19 protein-coding genes are annotated in these 19,562 nt (G+C 67.2%); 12 read left to right on the plus strand and 7 right to left on the minus strand.

Annotation, left to right across the window (positions count from 1 at the left end; translation table 11 throughout):
• The first annotated feature begins 106 nt into the window (after positions 1–106).
• From ACK8OU_RS01755 to ACK8OU_RS01770, 4 genes are all read left to right on the plus strand, one after another.
• Positions 107–922 carry a TIGR00282 family metallophosphoesterase gene (locus tag ACK8OU_RS01755; RefSeq protein WP_410301615.1) on the plus strand — a complete coding sequence of 272 codons (816 nt, stop codon included), beginning with the start codon at positions 107–109 and terminating at the stop codon, positions 920–922.
• A 108-nt stretch (positions 923–1,030) separates the two neighbouring features.
• Entirely contained in the window at positions 1,031–2,809 is a 1,779-nt protein-coding gene (locus tag ACK8OU_RS01760) for an SLC13 family permease (protein ID WP_410301616.1), read from the plus strand.
• A gap of 40 nt (positions 2,810–2,849) precedes the next feature.
• Positions 2,850–3,206 carry a hypothetical protein gene (locus tag ACK8OU_RS01765; protein WP_410301617.1) on the plus strand — a complete coding sequence of 119 codons (357 nt, stop codon included), beginning with the start codon at positions 2,850–2,852 and terminating at the stop codon, positions 3,204–3,206.
• 90 nt (positions 3,207–3,296) lie between these two features.
• Complete coding sequence (locus tag ACK8OU_RS01770) at positions 3,297–4,037, plus strand: YebC/PmpR family DNA-binding transcriptional regulator (RefSeq protein ID WP_410301618.1); 741 nt, start codon at positions 3,297–3,299, stop codon at positions 4,035–4,037.
• Between the two features lie 83 nt (positions 4,038–4,120).
• Here ACK8OU_RS01770 and ACK8OU_RS01775 read toward each other — a convergent pair whose 3' ends face one another.
• Complete coding sequence (locus ACK8OU_RS01775) at positions 4,121–5,002, minus strand: LysR family transcriptional regulator ArgP (protein ID WP_410301619.1); 882 nt, start codon at positions 5,000–5,002, stop codon at positions 4,121–4,123.
• Positions 5,003–5,085: 83 nt separating this feature from the next.
• On the opposite strand from ACK8OU_RS01775, the gene ACK8OU_RS01780 reads away from it, so the two are divergent.
• Complete coding sequence (locus ACK8OU_RS01780; protein ID WP_410302000.1) at positions 5,086–5,706, plus strand: LysE/ArgO family amino acid transporter; 621 nt, start codon at positions 5,086–5,088, stop codon at positions 5,704–5,706.
• An 86-nt stretch (positions 5,707–5,792) separates the two neighbouring features.
• Positions 5,793–6,737, plus strand: coding sequence for a DMT family transporter (locus ACK8OU_RS01785; protein WP_410301620.1), 945 nt, complete (start codon positions 5,793–5,795; stop codon positions 6,735–6,737).
• A gap of 27 nt (positions 6,738–6,764) precedes the next feature.
• Here ACK8OU_RS01785 and choV read toward each other — a convergent pair whose 3' ends face one another.
• The 3 genes from choV to choX are packed head-to-tail and all read right to left on the minus strand — an operon-like array spanning position 6,765 to position 9,617.
• The gene (gene choV, locus ACK8OU_RS01790; protein WP_410301621.1) at positions 6,765–7,802 is read right to left on the minus strand and encodes a choline ABC transporter ATP-binding protein; all 1,038 of its coding nucleotides are present in this window, start codon (positions 7,800–7,802) and stop codon (positions 6,765–6,767) included.
• A complete protein-coding gene (gene choW, locus ACK8OU_RS01795) occupies positions 7,799–8,635 on the minus strand; it encodes a choline ABC transporter permease subunit (protein WP_410301622.1) in 837 nt (278 codons plus the stop codon). The genes choV and choW overlap by 4 nt, the downstream gene beginning before the upstream one ends.
• A gap of 58 nt (positions 8,636–8,693) precedes the next feature.
• Positions 8,694–9,617 (minus strand): choline ABC transporter substrate-binding protein, encoded by a 924-nt coding sequence (choX, locus tag ACK8OU_RS01800; protein ID WP_410301623.1) that lies wholly within the window; start codon positions 9,615–9,617, stop codon positions 8,694–8,696.
• A gap of 114 nt (positions 9,618–9,731) precedes the next feature.
• On the opposite strand from choX, the gene betI reads away from it, so the two are divergent.
• The 5 genes from betI (at position 9,732) to ACK8OU_RS01825 (ending at position 14,622) form a co-directional block, all read left to right on the plus strand.
• Positions 9,732–10,352, plus strand: a complete 621-nt coding sequence (betI, locus tag ACK8OU_RS01805) for a choline-binding transcriptional repressor BetI (RefSeq protein ID WP_410301624.1) — start codon at positions 9,732–9,734, stop codon at positions 10,350–10,352.
• A 46-nt stretch (positions 10,353–10,398) separates the two neighbouring features.
• Positions 10,399–11,862: a betaine-aldehyde dehydrogenase gene (gene betB / locus ACK8OU_RS01810; protein WP_410302001.1), complete on the plus strand. Its 1,464-nt coding sequence runs from the start codon at positions 10,399–10,401 to the stop codon at positions 11,860–11,862.
• A gap of 70 nt (positions 11,863–11,932) precedes the next feature.
• On the plus strand, positions 11,933–13,597 hold the full coding sequence (gene betA, locus ACK8OU_RS01815; RefSeq protein ID WP_410301625.1) for a choline dehydrogenase: 1,665 nt from the start codon (positions 11,933–11,935) through the stop codon (positions 13,595–13,597).
• A gap of 54 nt (positions 13,598–13,651) precedes the next feature.
• Positions 13,652–14,302, plus strand: a complete 651-nt coding sequence (locus ACK8OU_RS01820) for a thermonuclease family protein (protein ID WP_410301626.1) — start codon at positions 13,652–13,654, stop codon at positions 14,300–14,302.
• Between the two features lie 83 nt (positions 14,303–14,385).
• Positions 14,386–14,622 (plus strand): YdcH family protein, encoded by a 237-nt coding sequence (locus ACK8OU_RS01825; RefSeq protein WP_410301627.1) that lies wholly within the window; start codon positions 14,386–14,388, stop codon positions 14,620–14,622.
• A gap of 70 nt (positions 14,623–14,692) precedes the next feature.
• On the opposite strand, the gene ACK8OU_RS01830 is transcribed toward ACK8OU_RS01825, so the two are convergent.
• From ACK8OU_RS01830 to ACK8OU_RS01840, 3 genes are all read right to left on the minus strand, one after another.
• Complete coding sequence (locus tag ACK8OU_RS01830; RefSeq protein WP_410301628.1) at positions 14,693–16,087, minus strand: helix-turn-helix domain-containing protein; 1,395 nt, start codon at positions 16,085–16,087, stop codon at positions 14,693–14,695.
• A 48-nt stretch (positions 16,088–16,135) separates the two neighbouring features.
• Entirely contained in the window at positions 16,136–17,338 is a 1,203-nt protein-coding gene (locus tag ACK8OU_RS01835; RefSeq protein ID WP_410301629.1) for a multidrug effflux MFS transporter, read from the minus strand.
• A gap of 146 nt (positions 17,339–17,484) precedes the next feature.
• The gene (locus tag ACK8OU_RS01840; protein WP_410301630.1) at positions 17,485–17,835 is read right to left on the minus strand and encodes a DMT family protein; all 351 of its coding nucleotides are present in this window, start codon (positions 17,833–17,835) and stop codon (positions 17,485–17,487) included.
• 187 nt (positions 17,836–18,022) lie between these two features.
• Here ACK8OU_RS01840 and ACK8OU_RS01845 point away from each other — a divergent pair, with 187 nt between their 5' ends.
• Positions 18,023–19,555 (plus strand): acyl-CoA carboxylase subunit beta, encoded by a 1,533-nt coding sequence (locus ACK8OU_RS01845; protein WP_410301631.1) that lies wholly within the window; start codon positions 18,023–18,025, stop codon positions 19,553–19,555.
• The last annotated feature ends 7 nt before the right edge of the window (positions 19,556–19,562 follow it).

A 19,562-nucleotide genomic window follows, 5' to 3' on the forward strand; every position in this document is an offset into this window, starting at 1 on the left:
GCCGAAAATACCTCGGGGGTCCGGGGGCGGCGCCCCCGGCGCGCGCCACCCGCATCCTGCGGGCTTGCTCTTGCGCTTCGCCGGCGCAGGGCCTAAGCCTCGGCGCATGAAGATCCTGTTTCTGGGCGATGTGGTGGGGCGTGCGGGGCGCGCGGCGATCAGCGGGCAGCTGGCGAAGCTGCGGGCCGACTGGGGCCTGGATTTCGTCGTGGTCAATGGTGAAAACGCCTCGTCCGGCATGGGGCTGACGGCGGATCACGCCAGGCTGCTGCTCGATGCCGGGGCCGATTGCCTCACGCTGGGCGATCACGCCTTCGACCAGAAGGACATGCTGCGCTTCATCGACACCGAGCCGCGCATCATCCGCCCGCTGAACTACGCCAAAGAGGCGCCGGGCCGCGGCGCGCGGCTGTTTTCGGATGCGCGCGGGCGCAAGATCCTGGTGGCGCAGGTGCTGGGCCAGGTCTTCATGAAGCGTCCCTTCGACGATCCCTTTTCGGCGGTGGATGCGGTTTTGCGCAAACACCCGCTGGGCGGTCTGGCGCAGGCCGCGCTGGTCGACATGCATTGCGAGGCGACCAGCGAGAAAATGGCGATGGGCCATTGGTGCGACGGGCGTGCCAGCGTCGTGGTGGGCACCCATACCCATGTTCCGACCGCCGATGCGATGGTGCTGCCGGGCGGCACCGCCTACATGACCGATGCGGGCATGTGCGGCGACTATCATTCCGTGATCGGCATGGACAAGGCCGAACCCATGCGCCGTTTCATCACCGGCATGGGCAAGGAACGTTTCACCCCGGCCAATGGCGAGGCAACGCTGTCGGGTCTTTACACCGAAACCGATGACCGCACCGGCAAGGCGCGGCTGTGCGTGCCGGTGCGGGTGGGCGGCCGGCTGATCCCGGCCCGTCCGGTCTGATCGGGCGGGGCCAGCCGTGATCCCAGCCGTGATCGCTGCCATGGTCCTTGCCTGTGCGCCGCCGTGCCGTAAAATCGCCTTCCCGTTGCGCCCACCCAAAGAGGGATCATGACAGAGCCGTTGCTTTCGCCGGACACCGCACCCTTTGCCGCCCTGCTGATCGTTCTGGGCATGTTCATGATGTTCCTGCGCGAACGCGTCCCGCCCGAGGTGGTGGCGATGGGGGGGGCGGGGACGATGCTGGCGCTGGGGCTGGCGCCGGTGGATCAGGCCACGCGCACCCTGGCGAATCCCGCGCCCTGGACCATCGCCTTCATGTTCCTGATCATGGGGGCGCTGGTGCGCACCGGAACGCTGGACTGGGTGACCCAGCGCGCGGCGCGCCATGTCACCGACCGGCCGCGCCTGACGCTGGCCGCGATCGGGGTGCTGGTGGTGGCGCTGTCGGCCTTCATGAACAACACGCCCATCGTCATCGTGATGATGCCGGTGTTCATCGCGCTGGCGCGCTCGCTGGGCAAGGCGCCCTCGAAGCTGCTGATCCCGCTCAGCTATCTGTCGATCTTCGGCGGCACGGTCACGATGATCGGCACCTCGACCAACCTGCTGGTCGATGGGGTGGCGCGGCAGGCGGGGCTTGCGCATTTCGGCATCTTCGAAATCGCGCCGCTGGGGCTTGTGGTCGCGACGGTGGGGGGGGTGTATCTGGCGCTGCTGGGCCCGCGGCTGCTGCCCGACCGCTATTCCATGTCCAACCTTCTGGGCGGCCGGTCGCAGATGAAATTCTTCACCGAGGTGGCCGTGCCCGAGGATTCGGCCCTGACCGGCAAGCGCCTGGAAGAGGTCGACCTGTTCAAGCGCGACAACATGCGCGTGATCGACGTGCTGCGCGGCGATGCGTCGCTGCGCCGCGATCTGGCGGGGGTGATCATCGCGCCGGGCGACCGGGTGGTGCTGCGCACCCCCATGTCCGAGGTTCTGGGCCTTGCCAACAACAAGGAAATCCGGCTGATCGACAAGCTCAGCTCGGTGCAGACCAACACGGTCGAGGTGCTGATCACCCCCGGCTGCCGCATGATCGGGCGGCGGCTGGGGGAAATGCGCCTGCGCCGGCGCTATGGCGTCTATGTTCTGGCCGCGCATCGCCGCAACCAGAACATCGGCCGCCAGCTGGATGATCTGGAGGTGCGGGTGGGCGATACGCTGCTGCTGGAAGGCGCGCCCGCCGATATCCAGCGCCTGGCGGCCGACATGGAAATGGCCGATATCTCGCAGCCCTCGGAACGGGCCTACCGGCGCCGCCATGCGCCCATCGTGATCGCGGTGCTGGCGGCGGTGGTGGGGCTTGCGGCGCTGGATCTGGCACCGATTCTGGTGCTGGCCTTCCTGGGCGTGGCGGTGGTGCTGCTGACCGGCTGTATCGATGCAGATGAGGCCTTCGGCTTTGTCGAGGGCCGCCTGCTGGCGCTGATCTTTGCCATGCTGGTCGTGGGGGCGGGGCTGGATGCCAGCGGCGCGGTGCGCCTGATCGTCGAGGGGATCAGCCCCGCGCTGGCCAATCTGCCGCCCTGGATGCTGGTGCTGGTGATCTATGCCATCGCCTCTTTCCTGACCGAGGTCGTGACCAACAACGCCATCGCCGTGATCCTGACGCCCATCGCCATCGGGCTGGGGGCGCAGCTGGGGGTTGATCCGCGCGGCCTGGTCGTGGCGGTTATGTTCGGCGCCTCGGCCAGTTTCGCCACGCCCATCGGCTATCAGACCAACACCCTGGTCTATGCGCCGGGGGGCTATCGCTTCACCGATTTCCTGCGTATCGGCGTGCCGCTGAATGTGATCATGGCGGTAACGGTCAGCCTTGTGATCCCGTTGCTTTGGCCGCTGTAAGCGCGCTACCCTGTATTTCCGTGACGCCCGGAGCCGTGCCATGCCCCCGCTGATTCCGCGCCTTTCCCCGGCGCTGCTTGTCCCGCTGCTTGTCCCGCTGCTGGCGGCCTGCGCCTGGCCGCAGCCCCATGCCGTGCCCGACCGCATCAGCCTGTCGGCGCGGGTGCTGACGGTGGTGTTCACCGATGGCACCACCTGCCGGGCCGATATTGCCGCGGTGCCCGCGGGGCGGCTGACCGATTGTGCCCATCCGATCCGCTATGAGGTGGCGATCGAACGGCAAAGCTATCTGCAGGCGCTGGACCCGCTGTTTTCGCCCTATGCCACGGTGACGCTGCGCGACGACCGCGGCCGGCGCCGGACCTGGCGCACGCCCGAACGCCGCATCGACCGCTAAGGTCGCATCGCCCACATGCGCGCCCCGCTTGCGGGCAGGCCCGTCGCTGGCATATAGAGGCGGCGATCAACACATAACGATGGGGGGCTCATGGCCGGGCATTCGAAATGGGCGAACATCCAGCACCGCAAGGGCAAGCAGGACAAGCTTCGTTCGAAACTGTTTTCCAAGTTGGCGAAGGAAATCACCGTCGCCGCGAAAATGGGCGACCCTGACCCCGAAAAGAACCCGCGCCTGCGTCTGGCGGTGAAGGCTGCAAAGTCGCAATCCATGCCCAAGGACGTGATCGACCGCGCGATCAAGAAATCGCAAGCTGGCGATGCGGCTGACTATACTGAAATCCGCTATGAAGGCTATGGCCCCAATGGCATCGCGGTGATCGTCGAGGCGATGACCGACAACCTGAACCGCACCGCGTCGAACGTTCGGTCCTATTTCACCAAGCATGGCGGCAATCTGGGCACCACCGGGTCGGTCAGCTTCATGTTCGACCGGGTCGGCGAAATCACCTATCCCGCCAGCGTGGGCGATGCCGACACGGTGATGATGGCCGCGATCGAGGCGGGCGCGGATGACGTGGAATCCGATGATGAGGGGCATTGGATCTATTGCGCCGATACCGCGCTGAATGAGGCGTCCGAGGCGCTGGAAAAGGTGCTGGGCGAATCGACCGAATCGAAACTGGTCTGGAAGCCGCAGAACCGCACCAATGTCGATCTGGACACCGCGCAAAAGCTGATGAAGCTGATCGACGCGCTGGAAGAAGATGACGATGTCCAGACCGTGACCGCGAATTTCGACGTCCCCGAGGATGTCGCGGCGCAGCTGTAATTCCGGCACACCGGCCCCTGCGGGGCCTGCCGTGCAAGACCTTTGGCCCCGCCGGATGGCGGGGCCTTTGATTGCCGGGGGCGTCAGGGGGGCAGCAGGATCCGGCCCGCGGCGGCGCGGATCGCCCGCGTCAGCGGCGCCAGCGGCCCGCGCATCCGGCGCAACGCCTGCCAGTGCAGCGATACATCCAGCGGCGCGGGCGCAAGCGCGACCAGCCGGCCGGCGGCCAGGTGCTCGCGGATCAGCGGTTCGGGGTTCATCCCCCAGCCCAGCCCAAGAAGGGCGGCCTCGACAAAACCCTGGGATGAGGCGATCTGATGCGTGGGCGGTGCGATCGGCGGCCCGGATGCCGCGCCGCCGATCTGGCGGGCCCAGTCGATCTGCAGCCGGTCCTTGTGGTTGAAGGTGACCGCCGGCGCCTGCATCAGCGCCCGGGCGGTGGGGCCATCGGGGAAATGGCGGGCGACAAAGGCGGGGCTTGCGGTGGCGATATAGCGCAGCCGGCCCAGGGGCATGCTGTCGCAGCCCGCCACCGGGCCGGGGGCGGCGGTCACGGCGGCCAGAACCTCGCCCCGGCGCAGCCAGTCGTCGGAATGGTCCTGATCGTCGATCACCAGATCGAACAGCATCCCCGGGCAGGCGGCCAGCGCGGGCAGCACCCAGGTCGCCAGGCTGTCGGCATTGACCGCCAGGCGGATGACGGGGGTGGTGTCGGCCCCGTCCGGCGTGGCCAGGTCGCGTTCCAGCAGGCGCACCTGCTGCAGGTGGCGCGCCAGCCGCAGCCCGGTTTCGGTGCCCGTGCAGGGCGTGCCCCGCCGCACCAGCACACAGCCCATCCGGTCTTCCAGCGCGCGGATGCGCTGGGATATGGCCGAAGGTGTGACATGCAGCGCCGCCGCCGCCGCCTCGAACGAACCGCGGCGAAGCACCTCGGCCAGGGCGGCCAGCGCGGGATAGTCCAGCATTAGTTTTCCTTAATCCAGATAACCTGAATGAATTTGCCATGAACCGCGCCACCCGGCTAGACCCGACGCAAAAGGGGGTGATCATGGTGGCCTACTGGGCAGGACTGAAGCTGGCGCTGGGGCTGATCATGGCGATCGGGGCACAGAACGCCTTTGTGCTGCGCCAGGGGCTGCGGCGCGAACATGTGCTGGCGGTGGTGCTGTTCTGCGCGGCCTCGGATGCGGTGCTGATCGTGCTGGGCGTCACCGGCTTTGCCCGGATCAGCGCGCTGGCGCCGGGGTTCGGGCTGGCGATGCTGTGGGGGGGCGTGGCGTTTCTGATCTGGTATGGCGCGCGGGCCTTTCTGTCCGCCTGGCGCGGCGGCGGGGCGCTGGCGGCGGCGCAGGGCGGCGGGGCCAGCCTGGGCGCCACGCTGGGGATGCTGGTGGTGATCACCTGGGCCAATCCGCATGTCTGGCTGGATACGGTGGTGCTGCTGGGCGCGATTTCCGCGCAGTTTCCGGGGCAGGGGGCGGCCTTTGCGGCAGGCGCGGTCAGCGCATCATTCAGCTTTTTCTTCGCGCTGGGTTTTGGCGCGCGGGGGCTGGCGCCGTTTTTCGCCCGGCCCTGGGCCTGGCGGGCGGTGGATGGGGGGATCGGCGTGATGATGTGGTCGATCGCCTGGCGGCTGGCGCAGGGCGCGCTGCAGGGCGCCACCGCCTGAGGCCTTGGCCCTCCGCGCGCAATTCCCTGTGTGTCCGATACAATTCAGCCCTTGATCCGGCGGCCCGGCTGGGGCCTTGTGCGGGCATGAGCCGTTTGACGACCGATATTTCCCTGCAGGCGCTTTCCGGCCCGGTGACTGGTGTGCTGTGGATGCTGGCCTCGGGGCTGTGTTTCGTGGCGGTCACGGGGATCGTGCGCTATCTGGGCACCGATCTGCCGGCGGTTCAGGGGGCGTTTTTGCGGTTTGTCTTTGGGCTGGCCTTTCTGGGGCCGGCGCTGGTGGTGACGCTGCGGCGCGGGGTTCCGGCCGGGACGATGCCGCTGGTCCTGGGCCGGGGGGGGCTGCATGCCGTGGCGGTGACGCTGTGGTTCTTTGCCATGGCGCGCCTGCCGGTGGCCGAGGTCACGGCGATCGGCTACATCAACCCGATCGTGGTGACACTGGGCGGGGCGCTGCTCTTGGGGGAACGTCTGGCGGCGCGGCGGCTGGTGGCGATCGGGGTTGCGGTGGTTGGCGCGCTGATCATCCTGCGCCCGGGCCTGCGCGAGATTTCGGTGGGCCATCTGGCACAGCTTGGCGCGGCGGTGTCTTTCGGGCTGAGCTATCTGATCGCCAAGCGCCTGTCCGATAGCATGCCCGCAGGCGCGGTGGTGGCGATGATGTCGCTGACCGTCGCCATCGCGCTGGCACCTTTTGCGGTGGCGGTCTGGGTGCCGGTGGGGCTGGTGGCGCTGGCCTGGCTGGCGCTGGTGGCGTTCTTCGCGACCGTGGGGCATTACTGCATGACCCGGGCCTTTGCCGCCGCGCCGGTTACGGTGACCCAGCCGGTGACCTTTCTGCAACTGGTCTGGGCGATGCTGCTGGGCATGGCGGTGTTCGGGGAACCGGCGGACCCCTGGGTCTTTGCGGGGGGCGCGCTGATCATCACCGCGATCAGCTACATGACCTGGCGTGAGGCGCAGCTGAAGCGCCGGGCCCTGATCACCGCCATGGCGCTGACCCCTACCGCCCCGCAGACCAAGGTCTGACGGGGCGCAGGGCGGCGGGGGCGCCGCCTAGCCGCGCGGGGCGATCAGCCGGGCCAGCACGCCTTCGCGCGTGACGCGCCGCCCGTCGGCCAGCGGCAAGGCCGCTACCCCGCGCAGCCGGTCCATCACCACCCGGATCGGGGTGTCCGGCGGCAGGGGCGGGCCCGGTGTCGCGCCCGGGTCGGGGTCGGGTTCGGCGGCATCGGCGGCGGTCAGCACACCCAGCGGGTTCATATGCGCCACGAAATCCGCCACATAATCGTTGACGGGGGCTGCGATGATGTCACGCGCGGTGCCGGTCTGGACGATCCGCCCCCCATCCATCAGCGCGATGCGGTTGCCCAGCTTGAACGCCTCATCCAGATCATGGCTGACAAACAGGATCGTGCGTCGCAGCCGCGCCTGAAGTTCCAGCAGCTCATCTTGCAGGCGGGCACGGATCAGCGGGTCCAGTGCCGAGAAAGGTTCATCCATCAGCAGGACCGGCGCCTCGGTGACAAAGGCCCGCGCCAGGCCCACGCGCTGCTGCATTCCCCCCGACAGATCGCCCACCTTCCGGTCCGCCCAGTCCGACAGGCCGACCAACGCCAGCTGTTCATCCACCTTCGCGCGCCGCGCCGCGGGGCCAAGGCCCGCCAGTTCCAGCCCCAGCCCCACATTGTCGCGCACGCTGCGCCAGGGCAGCAGACCGAATTGCTGAAACACCATCGCCACCTGTCGCAGCCGCAGGTGGCGCAATGTCGCGCCATCGGCATGGGTGACCGAGGTCATCGCCCCGTCCAGCCGCAGCCGCACCTCGCCCCGGCAGACGGCGTTCAGCCCGTTGACCGCGCGCAGCAGCGTGGACTTGCCTGACCCCGACAGCCCCATCAGAACGACGATTTCACCCTGATTGACGCACAGTGAACAGTCATGCACCCCCAGCACCTGGCCGGTGGCCTGCTTTACCCCGGCCCGGCTGGCCCCCGCATCCATCAGCGGCAGGGCGCGGCCGGGATGGTCGCCAAAGACGATGCTGACCCGGTCGAATTCGATCGCGGCGGCGGGGGGCGGTTGTTCTGTCATGGCTTCCGGCGCACCTCCAGCATCACGCGCAGCACGCTTGCCAGTGCCACGATCACCAGCCCCGATTCAAAGCCCAGATCCGGCCGCATCCGGTTCAGCCCGTTCAGCACCGGCTTGCCCAGGCCATCGGCGCCCACCAGCGTGGCCACCACCACCATCGACAGCGACAGCATGATCGTCTGGTTCAGCCCCACCATGATCTGCGGAAAGGCCCAGGGCAGTTCCACCTTGATCAGCAGCTGGCGCGGGGTGGCACCAAAGGCGGTCGCGGCCTCGACCAGCGCGGCAGGGGTCGAGGAAATGCCCAGATAGGTCAGCCGGATCGAGGCGGGCAGGGCAAAGATCACCGTGGCAATCAGCCCCGGCACCATGCCCAGCCCGAAAAAGATGACCGCCGGGATCAGGTAGACGAAGGTCGGCAGCGTCTGCATCAGATCCAGCACCGGCTCGATCGCACCATAGACCCAGCGTTTGCGCGCCGCCAGAATGCCCGCGGGCACCCCCAGCCCCATGCACAGCGCGCAGGACACCAGGATCAGCGTCAGCGATTCGGTGGTGGCCTTCCAGTAGCCCTGATTAAGGATGAACAGCATCCCCAGCGCCACGATCAGGCATTTCTTCCAGCTGCGCTGCAAGGCCCAGGTCAGCGCCATGAAGGCCGCGATCAGGATCAGCGGATGGGGCGCCTGCAACAGCCACAGCGTGCCCTCGATCAGCCCGCCCATCGCCTTCGACAGGGCGTCGAACGGGCCCTGGGCATGCGCCTTGAGCCAGTTCACCACGGCCTGTGCCGCGGTGCCCACGGGTATCTTGCTGGCAATCAGCCGATCCATCCTGTCGCCCTTGCCTCGCTGCAAAAACCCGATGGGGCAATCCGGCCCGGCGCCCGGATCAGTTCAGCGCGGCGCTGACCGCGGCCATCGCATCGCCGCCCTCGCGCGTGGTCACGCCGGCAAGCCAGGGCGCGATCGCGTCTGGATTGGCGGCAAGCCAGGCGCGGGCGGCGGCATCGGGCTCGGCCCCGTCATTCAGGATCGCACCCATGATCTCATTTTCCAGCGCCAGAGAAAATTCCAGGTTCTGCAGGAACTGGCCCACATTGGGGCAATCCGTGGCAAACCCCTTGCGCACATTGGTCGCCACCGTGGCCCCGCCGAAATCGGGGCCGAACCAGTCATCGCCCCCCGCCAGATAGGTGATCTGATAGGCGCTGTTCATCGGATGGGGTTCCCAGGCCAGAAAGATCACCGGCGCATTGGCCGTATCGGCGCGTTCGACCTGCGACAGCATCCCCGGTTCCGAACTTTCCACCAGGCTGAACCCGGACAGGCCAAAGGCATCGGCGGCGATCATGTCCTCGATCAGGCGGTTGCCGTCATTGCCCGGTTCGATCCCATAGATCCGGCCGTCCAGCGCGTCCTTATGCGCGGCAATGGCGGCGAAATCGGTGATGCCAAGGGCCGCGCCCGCGGCATTGGTGGCCAGCGTATATTTCGCGCCCACAAGGTTGGTGCGCAGCGTTTCCACACTGCCCGCCTCGCGGTAGGGGGCGATGTCGGCCTCCATCGTCGGCATCCAGTTGCCCAGGAACACATCCACATCGCCCGTGGACAACGCCGAATAGGTCACCGGCACCGACAGCGTCTTGACATCGGTGTCATAGCCCAGCGCGCCCAGGATCGTGGTGGCCACCGCGGTGGTCGCGGTGATGTCGGTCCAGCCGACATCCGAAAAGGTGACCTTGTCGCACTGGGCCCGGGCGGCGCCGGTCGCGGCCAGCAGGGCAAGGATCGAAAGGGTCGTGGTCAGTTTCATCGGGCACTTCCTGCATCTGTTCCATGGCGGTGCGCGCGGGCGCGGCCGGTTTCTTGATTGACGAGTCAATTAACTCGCGCCAAAGTCCCTGGCGCAATCATTTTCCGGGGAAACATGGCCAGGATCTCTGCAGAACCTAAACGACGGGCGGACATTGTGAAAGCGACGATCGTCGAGATCGGCGCGCGCGGCTCGCTTGAGGTGACGGTGGCCCAGATCGCGCGGCGCGCGGGCGTCAGCCCGGCACTGGCGCATCACTACTTCGGCTCGAAAGAGGCGATCTTTGCCGCCACCATGCGCCATGTGCTGACGCTGTTCGGCGCCGAGGTGCGCGGCGCGCTGGCCAGCGCCCGGGGCCCGCGCGCGCGCCTTGCGGCGATCATCCGCGCTTCCTTCGCGCCCGGTTCCTTCCGGCCCGAGGTGGTGTCCGCCTGGCTCAACTTCTACGTCCTGGCCCAGACCGACCCCGAGGCGCGGCGCCTGCTGCGCGTCTATCATCACCGGCTGCGATCCAACCTGATCCACGACCTGCGCCCGCTGGCAGGCCCGCGCGCGGCGCGCATCGCCGATGGTCTGGGCGCCTTGATCGACGGGCTTTACCTGCGTGCGGCGCTGTCCGCCCCGGGGCAGGGCGCCGCCGACCGCGCCGGGGCTATTGCCCTCGTGCTGGAACTGCTGGCCCGCGAACTGGGACCCGGCGAACCGGGGCCCGGCGAACCGGGACAGGATCGCTGACTGCCGTTTCTTCTTGGACCAAATACTCCCGCCGGAGGCTCCGATGCTGACCGCCCAACCGACCGCCAGCCATTTCGTCGATGGCCGTTACCACGAAGACGCCACCGGCGCGGGGATCGAGGTGATCTATCCCCATACCGGCGCGGTGATCGCGCGGCTGCATGCGGCCACGCCTGCGGTGATCGATCTGGCACTGGCCAGCGCGGCGCGCGCGCAGGCCGAATGGGCGGCCCTGCGCCCGGTCGAACGTGGCCGCATCCTGCGCCGCGCGGCCGATCTGATCCGTGACCGGGGGGGGGAACTGGCGCGGCTGGAAACGCTCGATACCGGCAAGCCGATCCAGGAAACCGAGGTGGCCGACTGGCCCTCGGGCGCGGATGCGCTGGAATATTTCGCGGGCCTTGCCCCCACCGTGACGGGTGAGACGATCCCGCTGGGGGGCGATTTCGCCTATACCTTGCGTGAGCCCCTGGGTGTCTGCCTGGGTATCGGCGCCTGGAACTACCCCAGCCAGATCGCCTGCTGGAAGGCCGCGCCCGCGCTGGCTATGGGTAATGCGATGGTATTCAAACCGTCCGATCTGACACCCCTTGGCGCGCTGAAGCTGGCCGAGATCCTGCATCAGGCGGGCCTGCCGGCGGGGCTGTTCAACGTGGTGCAGGGCGGCGGTGCGGTGGGGGGGCGGCTGGCCGGCGATCCGCGGGTCGCCAAGGTGTCGCTGACCGGGTCGGTGGCCACCGGCGCGCGCGTCTATGCGACGGCGGCGGCGGGGATGAAACATGTCACGATGGAACTGGGCGGCAAGTCACCGCTGATCGTCTTCGACGATGCAGATCTTGAAGACGCGGTGGGCGCGGCGATGCTGGGGAATTTCTATTCCTCGGGGCAGGTCTGTTCCAATGGCACGCGCGTTTTCGTGCAGCGCGGGGTTCAGGGCCGGTTTCTGGCGCGGTTTCTGGCGCGGCTGGCCGAACGGACGGCAATGATCCGCGCGGGCGATCCGCTGGACCGCGATACGCAATTCGGTCCGCTGGTCAGCCCGGCCCAGCACGCGAAGGTCATGGACTATATCCGTATCGCGCAGGCCGAGGGCGCGCGGCTGATCTGTGGCGGGGCGGCGGGCCGGGAAGGTGCGAATTTCGTGCAGCCCACGGTTTTTGCCGAGGTCACCGACACCATGACCCTGGCGCGTGAAGAGGTCTTTGGACCGGTGATGGCGGTGCTGGATTTCGACACCGAGGATGAGGTGATCGCGCGGGCCAATGCCACGCAATTCGGGCTGGCGGCGGGGGTCTTTACCGCCGATCTGGCCCGCGGGCACCGGGTGATCGGCCGGTTGCAGGCGGGCACATGCTGGATCAACGCCTATAACCTGACGCCGGTGGAAATGCCCTTCGGGGGTGTCAAGGCCTCGGGACTGGGGCGGGAAAATTCCCGCGCGGCGGTGGAACATTACAGCCAGCTGAAGGCGGTCTATGTGGGGATGGGGCCGGTCGCGGCGCCCTACTGAGGCCGCCGGGCGGCACAGCCGGGGGCTGTCTGCCCCCGGACCCCCGAAGGTATTTGGGCAAGGTGAAACGATGGAAGCGGATTATGTGATCGTGGGTGCGGGCTCGGCCGGGTCGGCGCTGGGCTATCGGCTGGCACAGGCCGGGCGCCGGGTCATCGTCATCGAGCACGGGGGCAGCGATGCGGGGCCCTTCATCCAGATGCCTGCGGCGCTGTCCTATCCGATGAACATGGGGATCTATGACTGGGGATTTCGGACCGAGCCCGAGCCGCATCTGGGCGGGCGGCGGCTGGCCACGCCCCGGGGCAAGGTGATCGGGGGGTCGTCCTCGATCAACGGGATGGTCTATGTGCGTGGTCATGCACGCGATTTCGACCATTGGGCGGCAATGGGGGCGGCGGGCTGGGCCTATGCCGATGTGCTGCCCTATTTCCGGCGGATGGAGCACTGGCATGGTGCGCGCGATGGCGGCGATCCGGCCTGGCGCGGGCAAGGCGGGCCGCTGCATGTGACACGCGGGCCGCGGGCGAACCCGTTGTTCGGCGCCTTCATCGCGGCGGGGCGGCAGGCGGGCTATCCGGTGACGGCGGATTACAATGGCCATCAGCAGGAAGGGTTCGGCCCGATGGAGGCCACGATCTGGCGCGGGCGGCGCTGGTCGGCGGCCAATGCCTATCTGCGGCCCGCGCTGAAGGGTGGCAACCTGACCATCCGGCGCGGATTTGCACGGCGCGTGGTGATCGAGGCGGGCCGGGCGGTGGGGGTCGAGATCGCGCGGGGCGGCGGCGGCGCGGCAGAGGTGGTGCGCGCCCGCGCCGAGGTCATCCTGGCGGCCAGCGCGATCAACACGCCCAAGTTGCTGATGTTGTCGGGGATCGGTCCTGCGGCGCATCTGGCCGAACATGGGATCGGGGTGCTGGCCGACCGGCCCGGGGTCGGGGCCAATCTGCAGGACCATCTGGAAATCTACATGCAGTTTGCCGCCGTGCAGCCGGTGACGCTTTACAGATACTGGAACCTGTGGGGCAAGGCGCTGATCGGGGCGCAATGGCTGTTCACGGGGCGGGGGCTGGGGGCGTCGAACCAGTTCGAGGCCTGTGGCTTCATCCGGTCTGCTGCGGGGGTGGATTATCCCGACATCCAGTATCATTTCCTGCCCATCGCCGTGCGCTATGATGGCCGGGCCGCCGCCGAGGGGCATGGCTTTCAGGCCCATGTCGGGCCGATGCGGTCGCAATCGCGCGGCGCGGTGACGTTGCGCAGCGCCGATCCGGGCGCGGCGCCGGTGATCCGGTTCAACTACATGTCCCATCCCGATGACTGGGAGGAGTTCCGCCGCTGTGTGCGCCTGACGCGCGATATCTTTGCCCAGCCCGCGATGGCGGCCCATGTCCGGCGGGAAATCCAGCCCGGTGTGAACGTGCAGGCGGATGACCAGATCGACGCGTTTATCCGCGATCACGCCGAAAGCGCCTATCACCCCTGCGGCACGGCGCGGATCGGGCGGCCCGATGATCCGATGGCCGTGGTCGACCCCGAGTTGCGGGTGATCGGGGTCAAGGGCCTGCGGGTGGCGGACAGTTCGGTCTTTCCGCGCATCACCAATGGCAATCTGAATGCGCCCGCGATCATGGTGGGGGAAAAGGCGGCGGATCATATTCTGGGGCGGGGCATGCTGGCGCCGGACCCGGCCGAACCCTGGCTGCACCCGCGCTGGCAGGTCGCGCAGCGTTAAGGCTGGCTCACAAAATCGCTTGCCTGATGCTGCCCGATCTACCATATCTTGGGCATGTTAAGGATATGTTCACTTCTCGTTCTGCTGGCGGCGCCGGTTGCGGCGCAAAGCCTTTCGGGCCCCGCGCGGGTCGTTGACGGCGATACGCTGGATGTCGCGGGTCAGCGCATCCGCCTGTTCGGCATTGACGCGCCCGAGGCGGGGCAGGCCTGTCAGGATGCGGCCGGACGCGTGTGGGATTGCGGCGGCCATGCCACCGCGCGGCTGCGGGCACTGTCCAAGGGACAGGTGCGGTGCGAGGTGCACGACCAGGACCGCTATGGCCGGCTTGTCGCGCGCTGCACGGCGGGCGGGGCGGATCTGGCCGGCGCGCTGGTCGCGGAAGGGGCGGCCTTTGCCTATGAACGCTATTCGCGCGACTATCTGGGTGCCGAGGCGCGCGCGCGCGCCGCGGGCCGGGGCATCTGGTCTGGCCGGGCCGAACGCCCGCATCTGGCGCGTGCCCGGGCGGGGGGCGATCCGGGGGGCGCCGCGGCGGCGGGGGGCTGCACGATCAAGGGCAACATTTCCGAGCGTGGCCGGCTGTATCACCTGCCGGGCACCCGCGCCTATGCCGCGACCCGCATCAACGAGGCCCGCGGCGAGCGTTGGTTCTGTTCACAGGCCGAAGCGCGTGCCGCAGGCTGGCGTCCGGCAGGCGGGTGAATTACAGGACGGTTTGATCCGGGTCAAAGCCGGTGGCGATTCCCGCCGCTAGGTTATGGCCGAACAGTGAAAGGGAGACAGACATGTCCAATACGCCGCATACGCTTCAGGATGAATTTCCGACCCAGATGGACAAGATTCATGAACTGAAAGTGTCCAATGCGCATTTCGCCCGGCTTCTGGAAGAATATGACGAACTGAATGACAAGGTTCACCGCGCCGAAACGCTGGTCGAGCCGATGGAACAGCTGGCCGAGGTTGAACTGCGCAAGCAGCGCGCCCATGTGAAGGACGAAATCGCGCGGATGCTGTCGGCCTGAACGGCCCCGCCGCACGGGATCGTCACGCAGATGAAGATCGCTGATCAAGCCCCCGAAACCGGGGGCTTTTTCATGCGATCTCATAGGGCAGGGTGCCGCGATGGTCGGGGTCCACGCGCAGCCTGCGTTCCAGCGGTGGTACCGCGCGCTGATGGCAATCCTTGCGTTCACAGATCCGGCAGGAAATGCCGATCGGCTGATAGGCGCGCGGGTTGGTCACATCCAGATCGTCGGCATAGACCAGGCCCTTGGCATGGCTGATCTCGCATCCCAGGCAAATCGCAAAGCGGCGCACGGGGGCGTGAAATGACCCCCCGGTTTTCGACACATCGCGCGAGATGCAAAGATAGCGCACGCCATCGGGGGTCTCGGCCAGCTGGCGCAGGAAGCGGCCCGGCATTTCAAAGGCCTGATGCACGTTCCACAAGGGGCAGGCGCCGCCGAAGCGGGCGAATTGCAGCCGCGTGGCCGAATGGCGCTTGGTGATGGTGCCGGCCTGATCGACGCGGACAAAGAAGAAGGGAATGCCCTTGGCACCGGGCCGCTGCAGGGTAGACAGGCGGTGCGCCACCTGTTCGCAGGATGCGCCGAACAGGTCAGTCAGCCGTTCCAGATCGTGGCGGGTGTCCAGCGCGGCCTGCTGGAACGCGCGATAGGGCAGCAGCGCCGCGCCCGCGAAATAATTGGCCAGCCCGATCTTGGCGATGGCGCGCGCGGTGTCGGATTGAAACCGCGCCAGATCCAGTGTGGCCTCCAGCAGATCGTTCTGGGTCAGCAACGCCACCTGATGCAACAGCTGGAACGACTGGCTTGCCCGGTCGGCGCGGGCAGAGATGCGGATCTGCGTGCCGTCGCGCGCGCGCAGCCCGTCGATGCTGGAAAACTGCACCTCATAGCCGCGGGCCTGCAACGCCTCGGTGGCGCGCTGTACCGGGTCAAGCCGTTGACCGCCCGGGCAGGAAAAATGCTCGGCCGCGCGGTCCACCGCATCGATGTAATTGTCGCAATAGTGAAAGAAATCGCGCACCTCTTCCCAGGGGCTGACAATCGTCTGCGCCCCTTCACGGCCCAGGGCCTCATCCAGCGAGGCCAGCCGTTCATGCGCCTGGCTGTAGGCCCGGTGCAGTTCCAGAAAGGCCCGTGCCAGCGCCGGCGCGTTCGACGCCGCCAGCCGCAGATCCGCCAGCGGCGGGGCGGCATCGGCAAAGACCGGATCGGCCAGCGCCTCGCGCATGTCCGACACCAGCCGCTCGGCATCGCCGGTGGACAGTTCCGTCACATCCAGCCCGAATTCCCCCGCCAGCGCCAGAACGACCGCCGCGGAAACGGGGCGGTGGTTGTTCTCCATCTGGTTCAGATAGGGCAGCGATACGCCCAGCCGGTCGGCAAAGACCTTCTGTGTCAGCCCCAGGCGCGCCCGCGTCTCGCGCAGTTTCATCCCGGCATACAGTTTCTGCGTGGCCATGATGCGTCCCCTTTGCAAAGCGCATCTAATCTTTGCAAAGCGCGCGCGTCAAACCCCCAGTTGCGCGCGCCGCCGCATCACCCACAGGATCGCCAGCACCGAGGCCGCCGATGACAGCGTCATCAGCACGATCAGCGCCATCGCCCCGCTGCCCGGCCGCAGCATCGCCCCCGCCAGCGCCGAAAGCCCCGCGCCGCCGCCGATGGTCAGCGTGGCCGCCAGCCCCGAGGCCGTTCCCGCCAGTTCCGGCCGCACCGACATCAGCCCCGCATTGGCCGACGGCAGCGCCAGTCCGTTGCCGATCCCGGTCACCCCCACCGCACCGAAAAAGATCAGCGGATGCGACAGGCCCACCGCCTCGAACGCCATCGCCAGACCCAGCGCCAGCGTGGCCACCAGCGTGCCCGCCAGCACCATCCGGTCGGTCCCCACATGCGTGGCAAACCGCCCCGACAGGAAATTTCCCCCCGCATAGCCCAGCGCGGGCAGCGCAAAGTAATAGCCCACCTGCGCCGGGCTCAGCCCGAAGACCTGGGTGCCGACAAAGGGCGCGCCCCCCAGATAGGCAAAGAACAGCCCCGAGGCGAAAGCCGACGACAGGCAATACCCCCAGAACCGGCGCGATCGCAGCAGGATCGGATATTGCCGCGCCTGTTCGGCAAAGGGCACGCCGCCCCCCCGCGTCGTCTCGCCCAGATCGGCCCAGACCAGCGCCAGGATCGCGCAGCCAAACAACAGCAGAAAGACGAAATTCGCCTGCCAGCCGATCGCCTCGTCCAGCGCCCCGCCGATCACCGGCCCGACCATCGGCACCAGCGCCATCCCCATCGTCACATAACCGATCATCGAGGCCGCCTCGGGCCCCGGCACCATGTCGCGCACCACCGCGCGCGACAGAACGAAGCTTGTGGCGACCACGGCCTGCACCAGCCGGAACGCCAGGAACACCCCCGCACTGGGGGCCAGCAGCGTGCCCAGCGTCGCCAGCAGGAAAATCACCAGCACCGTCAGCGCCACGCGCCGCCGCCCGAAGCGGTCCGAAATCGGTCCGACCAGCAGCTGCATGATCGCCGAGACCCCCAGATAGGCGGATACCGACAGCTGCATCACCGCATAATCCACGCCGAAATGCGCCGCCATCCCCGGCAGCGAGGGCAGGAAGATGTTCAGCGACAACGCCGCCAGCCCGGCGATCAGCACCAGGGTCACGATATGGGGCGGACTGCGCCGGTCAAGAAAGGTCGTATGCATGCGAAATCGCTAGGCCCGGGCCGCCGTCTTGTCCATCGAAGAAATGTATCGGTAGCATTTTCCCCGCCCGTTTCCCTTCGGCTTTGCAAAAATATCCCGGGGGTGAGGCGCGGAACGCGCCGAGGGGGCAGCGCCCCCTGGCCCGCTCAGCCCCAGTCGTGAAAGATGAACCACGCCCCCGCCGCGATCAGCGCGAAACCCACGCCATGCTGCCAGGTGACCGGCTCTTTCAGCCAGGCCCAGGAAAACACCGCAAAGACCGACAGGGTGATCATCTCCTGAATCGTCTTCAGCTGCACGGCCGAAAAATGCCCATGCCCGATCCGGTTCGCAGGCACCTGCAGCATGTATTCGAAAAAGGCGATGCCCCAGCTGACCAGGATCACCGTGATCAGCGGCGCGGTCTTGAATTTCAGGTGTCCATACCAGGCGAAGGTCATGAACACGTTTGAGGCCACAAGCAGCAGAATGGTCAGAATCGGGGCAGAAATCGGCATGGCGAACTCCGTGACGCGCGCGGCCTGCCTAGCGCCGCCACGCCCGGCGATCCAGCGTGATCCCGGGCGGAATTTGCAGTATTGCAATTCGCACTGCGCGGCGTGCCAACTATTTGCAAATTTACGCAAATCCGCTTTGTAACAATCTTGCGTGGGTATAGGGTGCCCCAAACCGTCGGAGGGGACCATGAAAGACATCCTGAACGAGCTTGAAGACCGCCGCGCCCAGGCCCGCCTTGGCGGCGGCCAGCGCCGGATCGATGCGCAGCATGCCCGCGGCAAGCTGACCGCGCGCGAACGCATCGAACTGTTGCTTGACGAAGGCTCGTTCGAGGAATTCGACATGTTCGTCGCCCACCGCTGCACCGATTTCGGGATGCAGGGCGATCGCCCCTCGGGCGACGGGGTGGTGACGGGCTGGGGCACGATCAACGGCCGCATGGTCTATGTGTTTTCGCAGGACTTCACCGTCTTCGGCGGCTCGCTGTCGGAAACCCATGCGCAAAAGATTTGCAAGATCATGGATATGGCGGTGCAGAACGGCGCCCCGGTGATCGGCATCAACGATTCGGGCGGCGCGCGCATCCAGGAAGGCGTTGCCAGCCTTGCCGGCTATGCCGAGGTGTTCCAGCGCAACATCATGGCCTCGGGCGTGGTGCCGCAGATTTCGCTGATCATGGGCCCCTGCGCGGGCGGTGCGGTCTATTCCCCGGCGATGACCGACTTCATCTTCATGGTGAAGGACACGTCCTACATGTTCGTGACCGGCCCCGATGTGGTCAAGACCGTGACGAATGAGATTGTCACCGCCGAGGAACTGGGCGGCGCCTCGACCCATACCCGGAAATCCTCGGTCGCAGACGGCGCCTTTGAAAACGACGTCGAGGCCCTGGCCGAGGCGCGGCGCCTGTTCGACTTCCTGCCGCTGAACAACCGCGACAAGGCCCCGGTGCGCCCCTTCTTCGACGATCCCGCCCGGATCGAGGAAAGCCTGGACACGCTGATCCCGTCGAACCCGAACCAGCCCTACGACATGAAAGAGCTGATCGCCAAGGTCGCGGATGAGGGCGATTTCTACGAGATTCAAAAAGATTTCGCCGCCAATATCGTGATCGGCTTCATCCGCATCGAGGGCCAGACCGTGGGCGTGGTGGCCAACCAGCCGATGGTGCTGGCGGGTTGCCTGGATATTGACAGTTCGCGCAAGGCGGCGCGCTTTGTGCGCTTCTGCGACGCCTTCGAAATTCCGATCCTGACCTTCGTCGACGTGCCGGGCTTCCTGCCGGGGACCAGCCAGGAATATGGCGGCGTCATCAAGCACGGCGCGAAACTGCTGTTCGCCTATGGCGAGGCGACGGTGCCGAAGGTCACGGTGATCACCCGCAAGGCCTATGGCGGGGCCTATGACGTGATGGCGTCCAAGCATCTGCGGGGCGATTTCAACTATGCCTGGCCCACCGCCGAAATCGCGGTGATGGGGGCCAAGGGCGCGGTGGAAATCCTCTACCGTTCCGAACTGGGCGATGCCGACAAGATCGCGCAGCGCACGCGCGATTACGAAACGCGCTTTGCCAACCCCTTCGTGGCCGCCGAAAAGGGCTTCGTCGACGAGGTGATCCAGCCGCGGTCCACCCGCAAGCGGGTCGCGCGGGCCTTTGCCTCGCTGCGCACCAAGAAGCAGTCGAATCCCTGGAAGAAGCACGACAACATTCCGCTGTAAGGGGAAC

The sequence above is a fragment of the Pontitalea aquivivens genome (assembly GCF_046507575.1).
In the GTDB taxonomy this organism is placed as follows: Bacteria; Pseudomonadota; Alphaproteobacteria; order Rhodobacterales; family Rhodobacteraceae; genus Pontitalea; species Pontitalea aquivivens.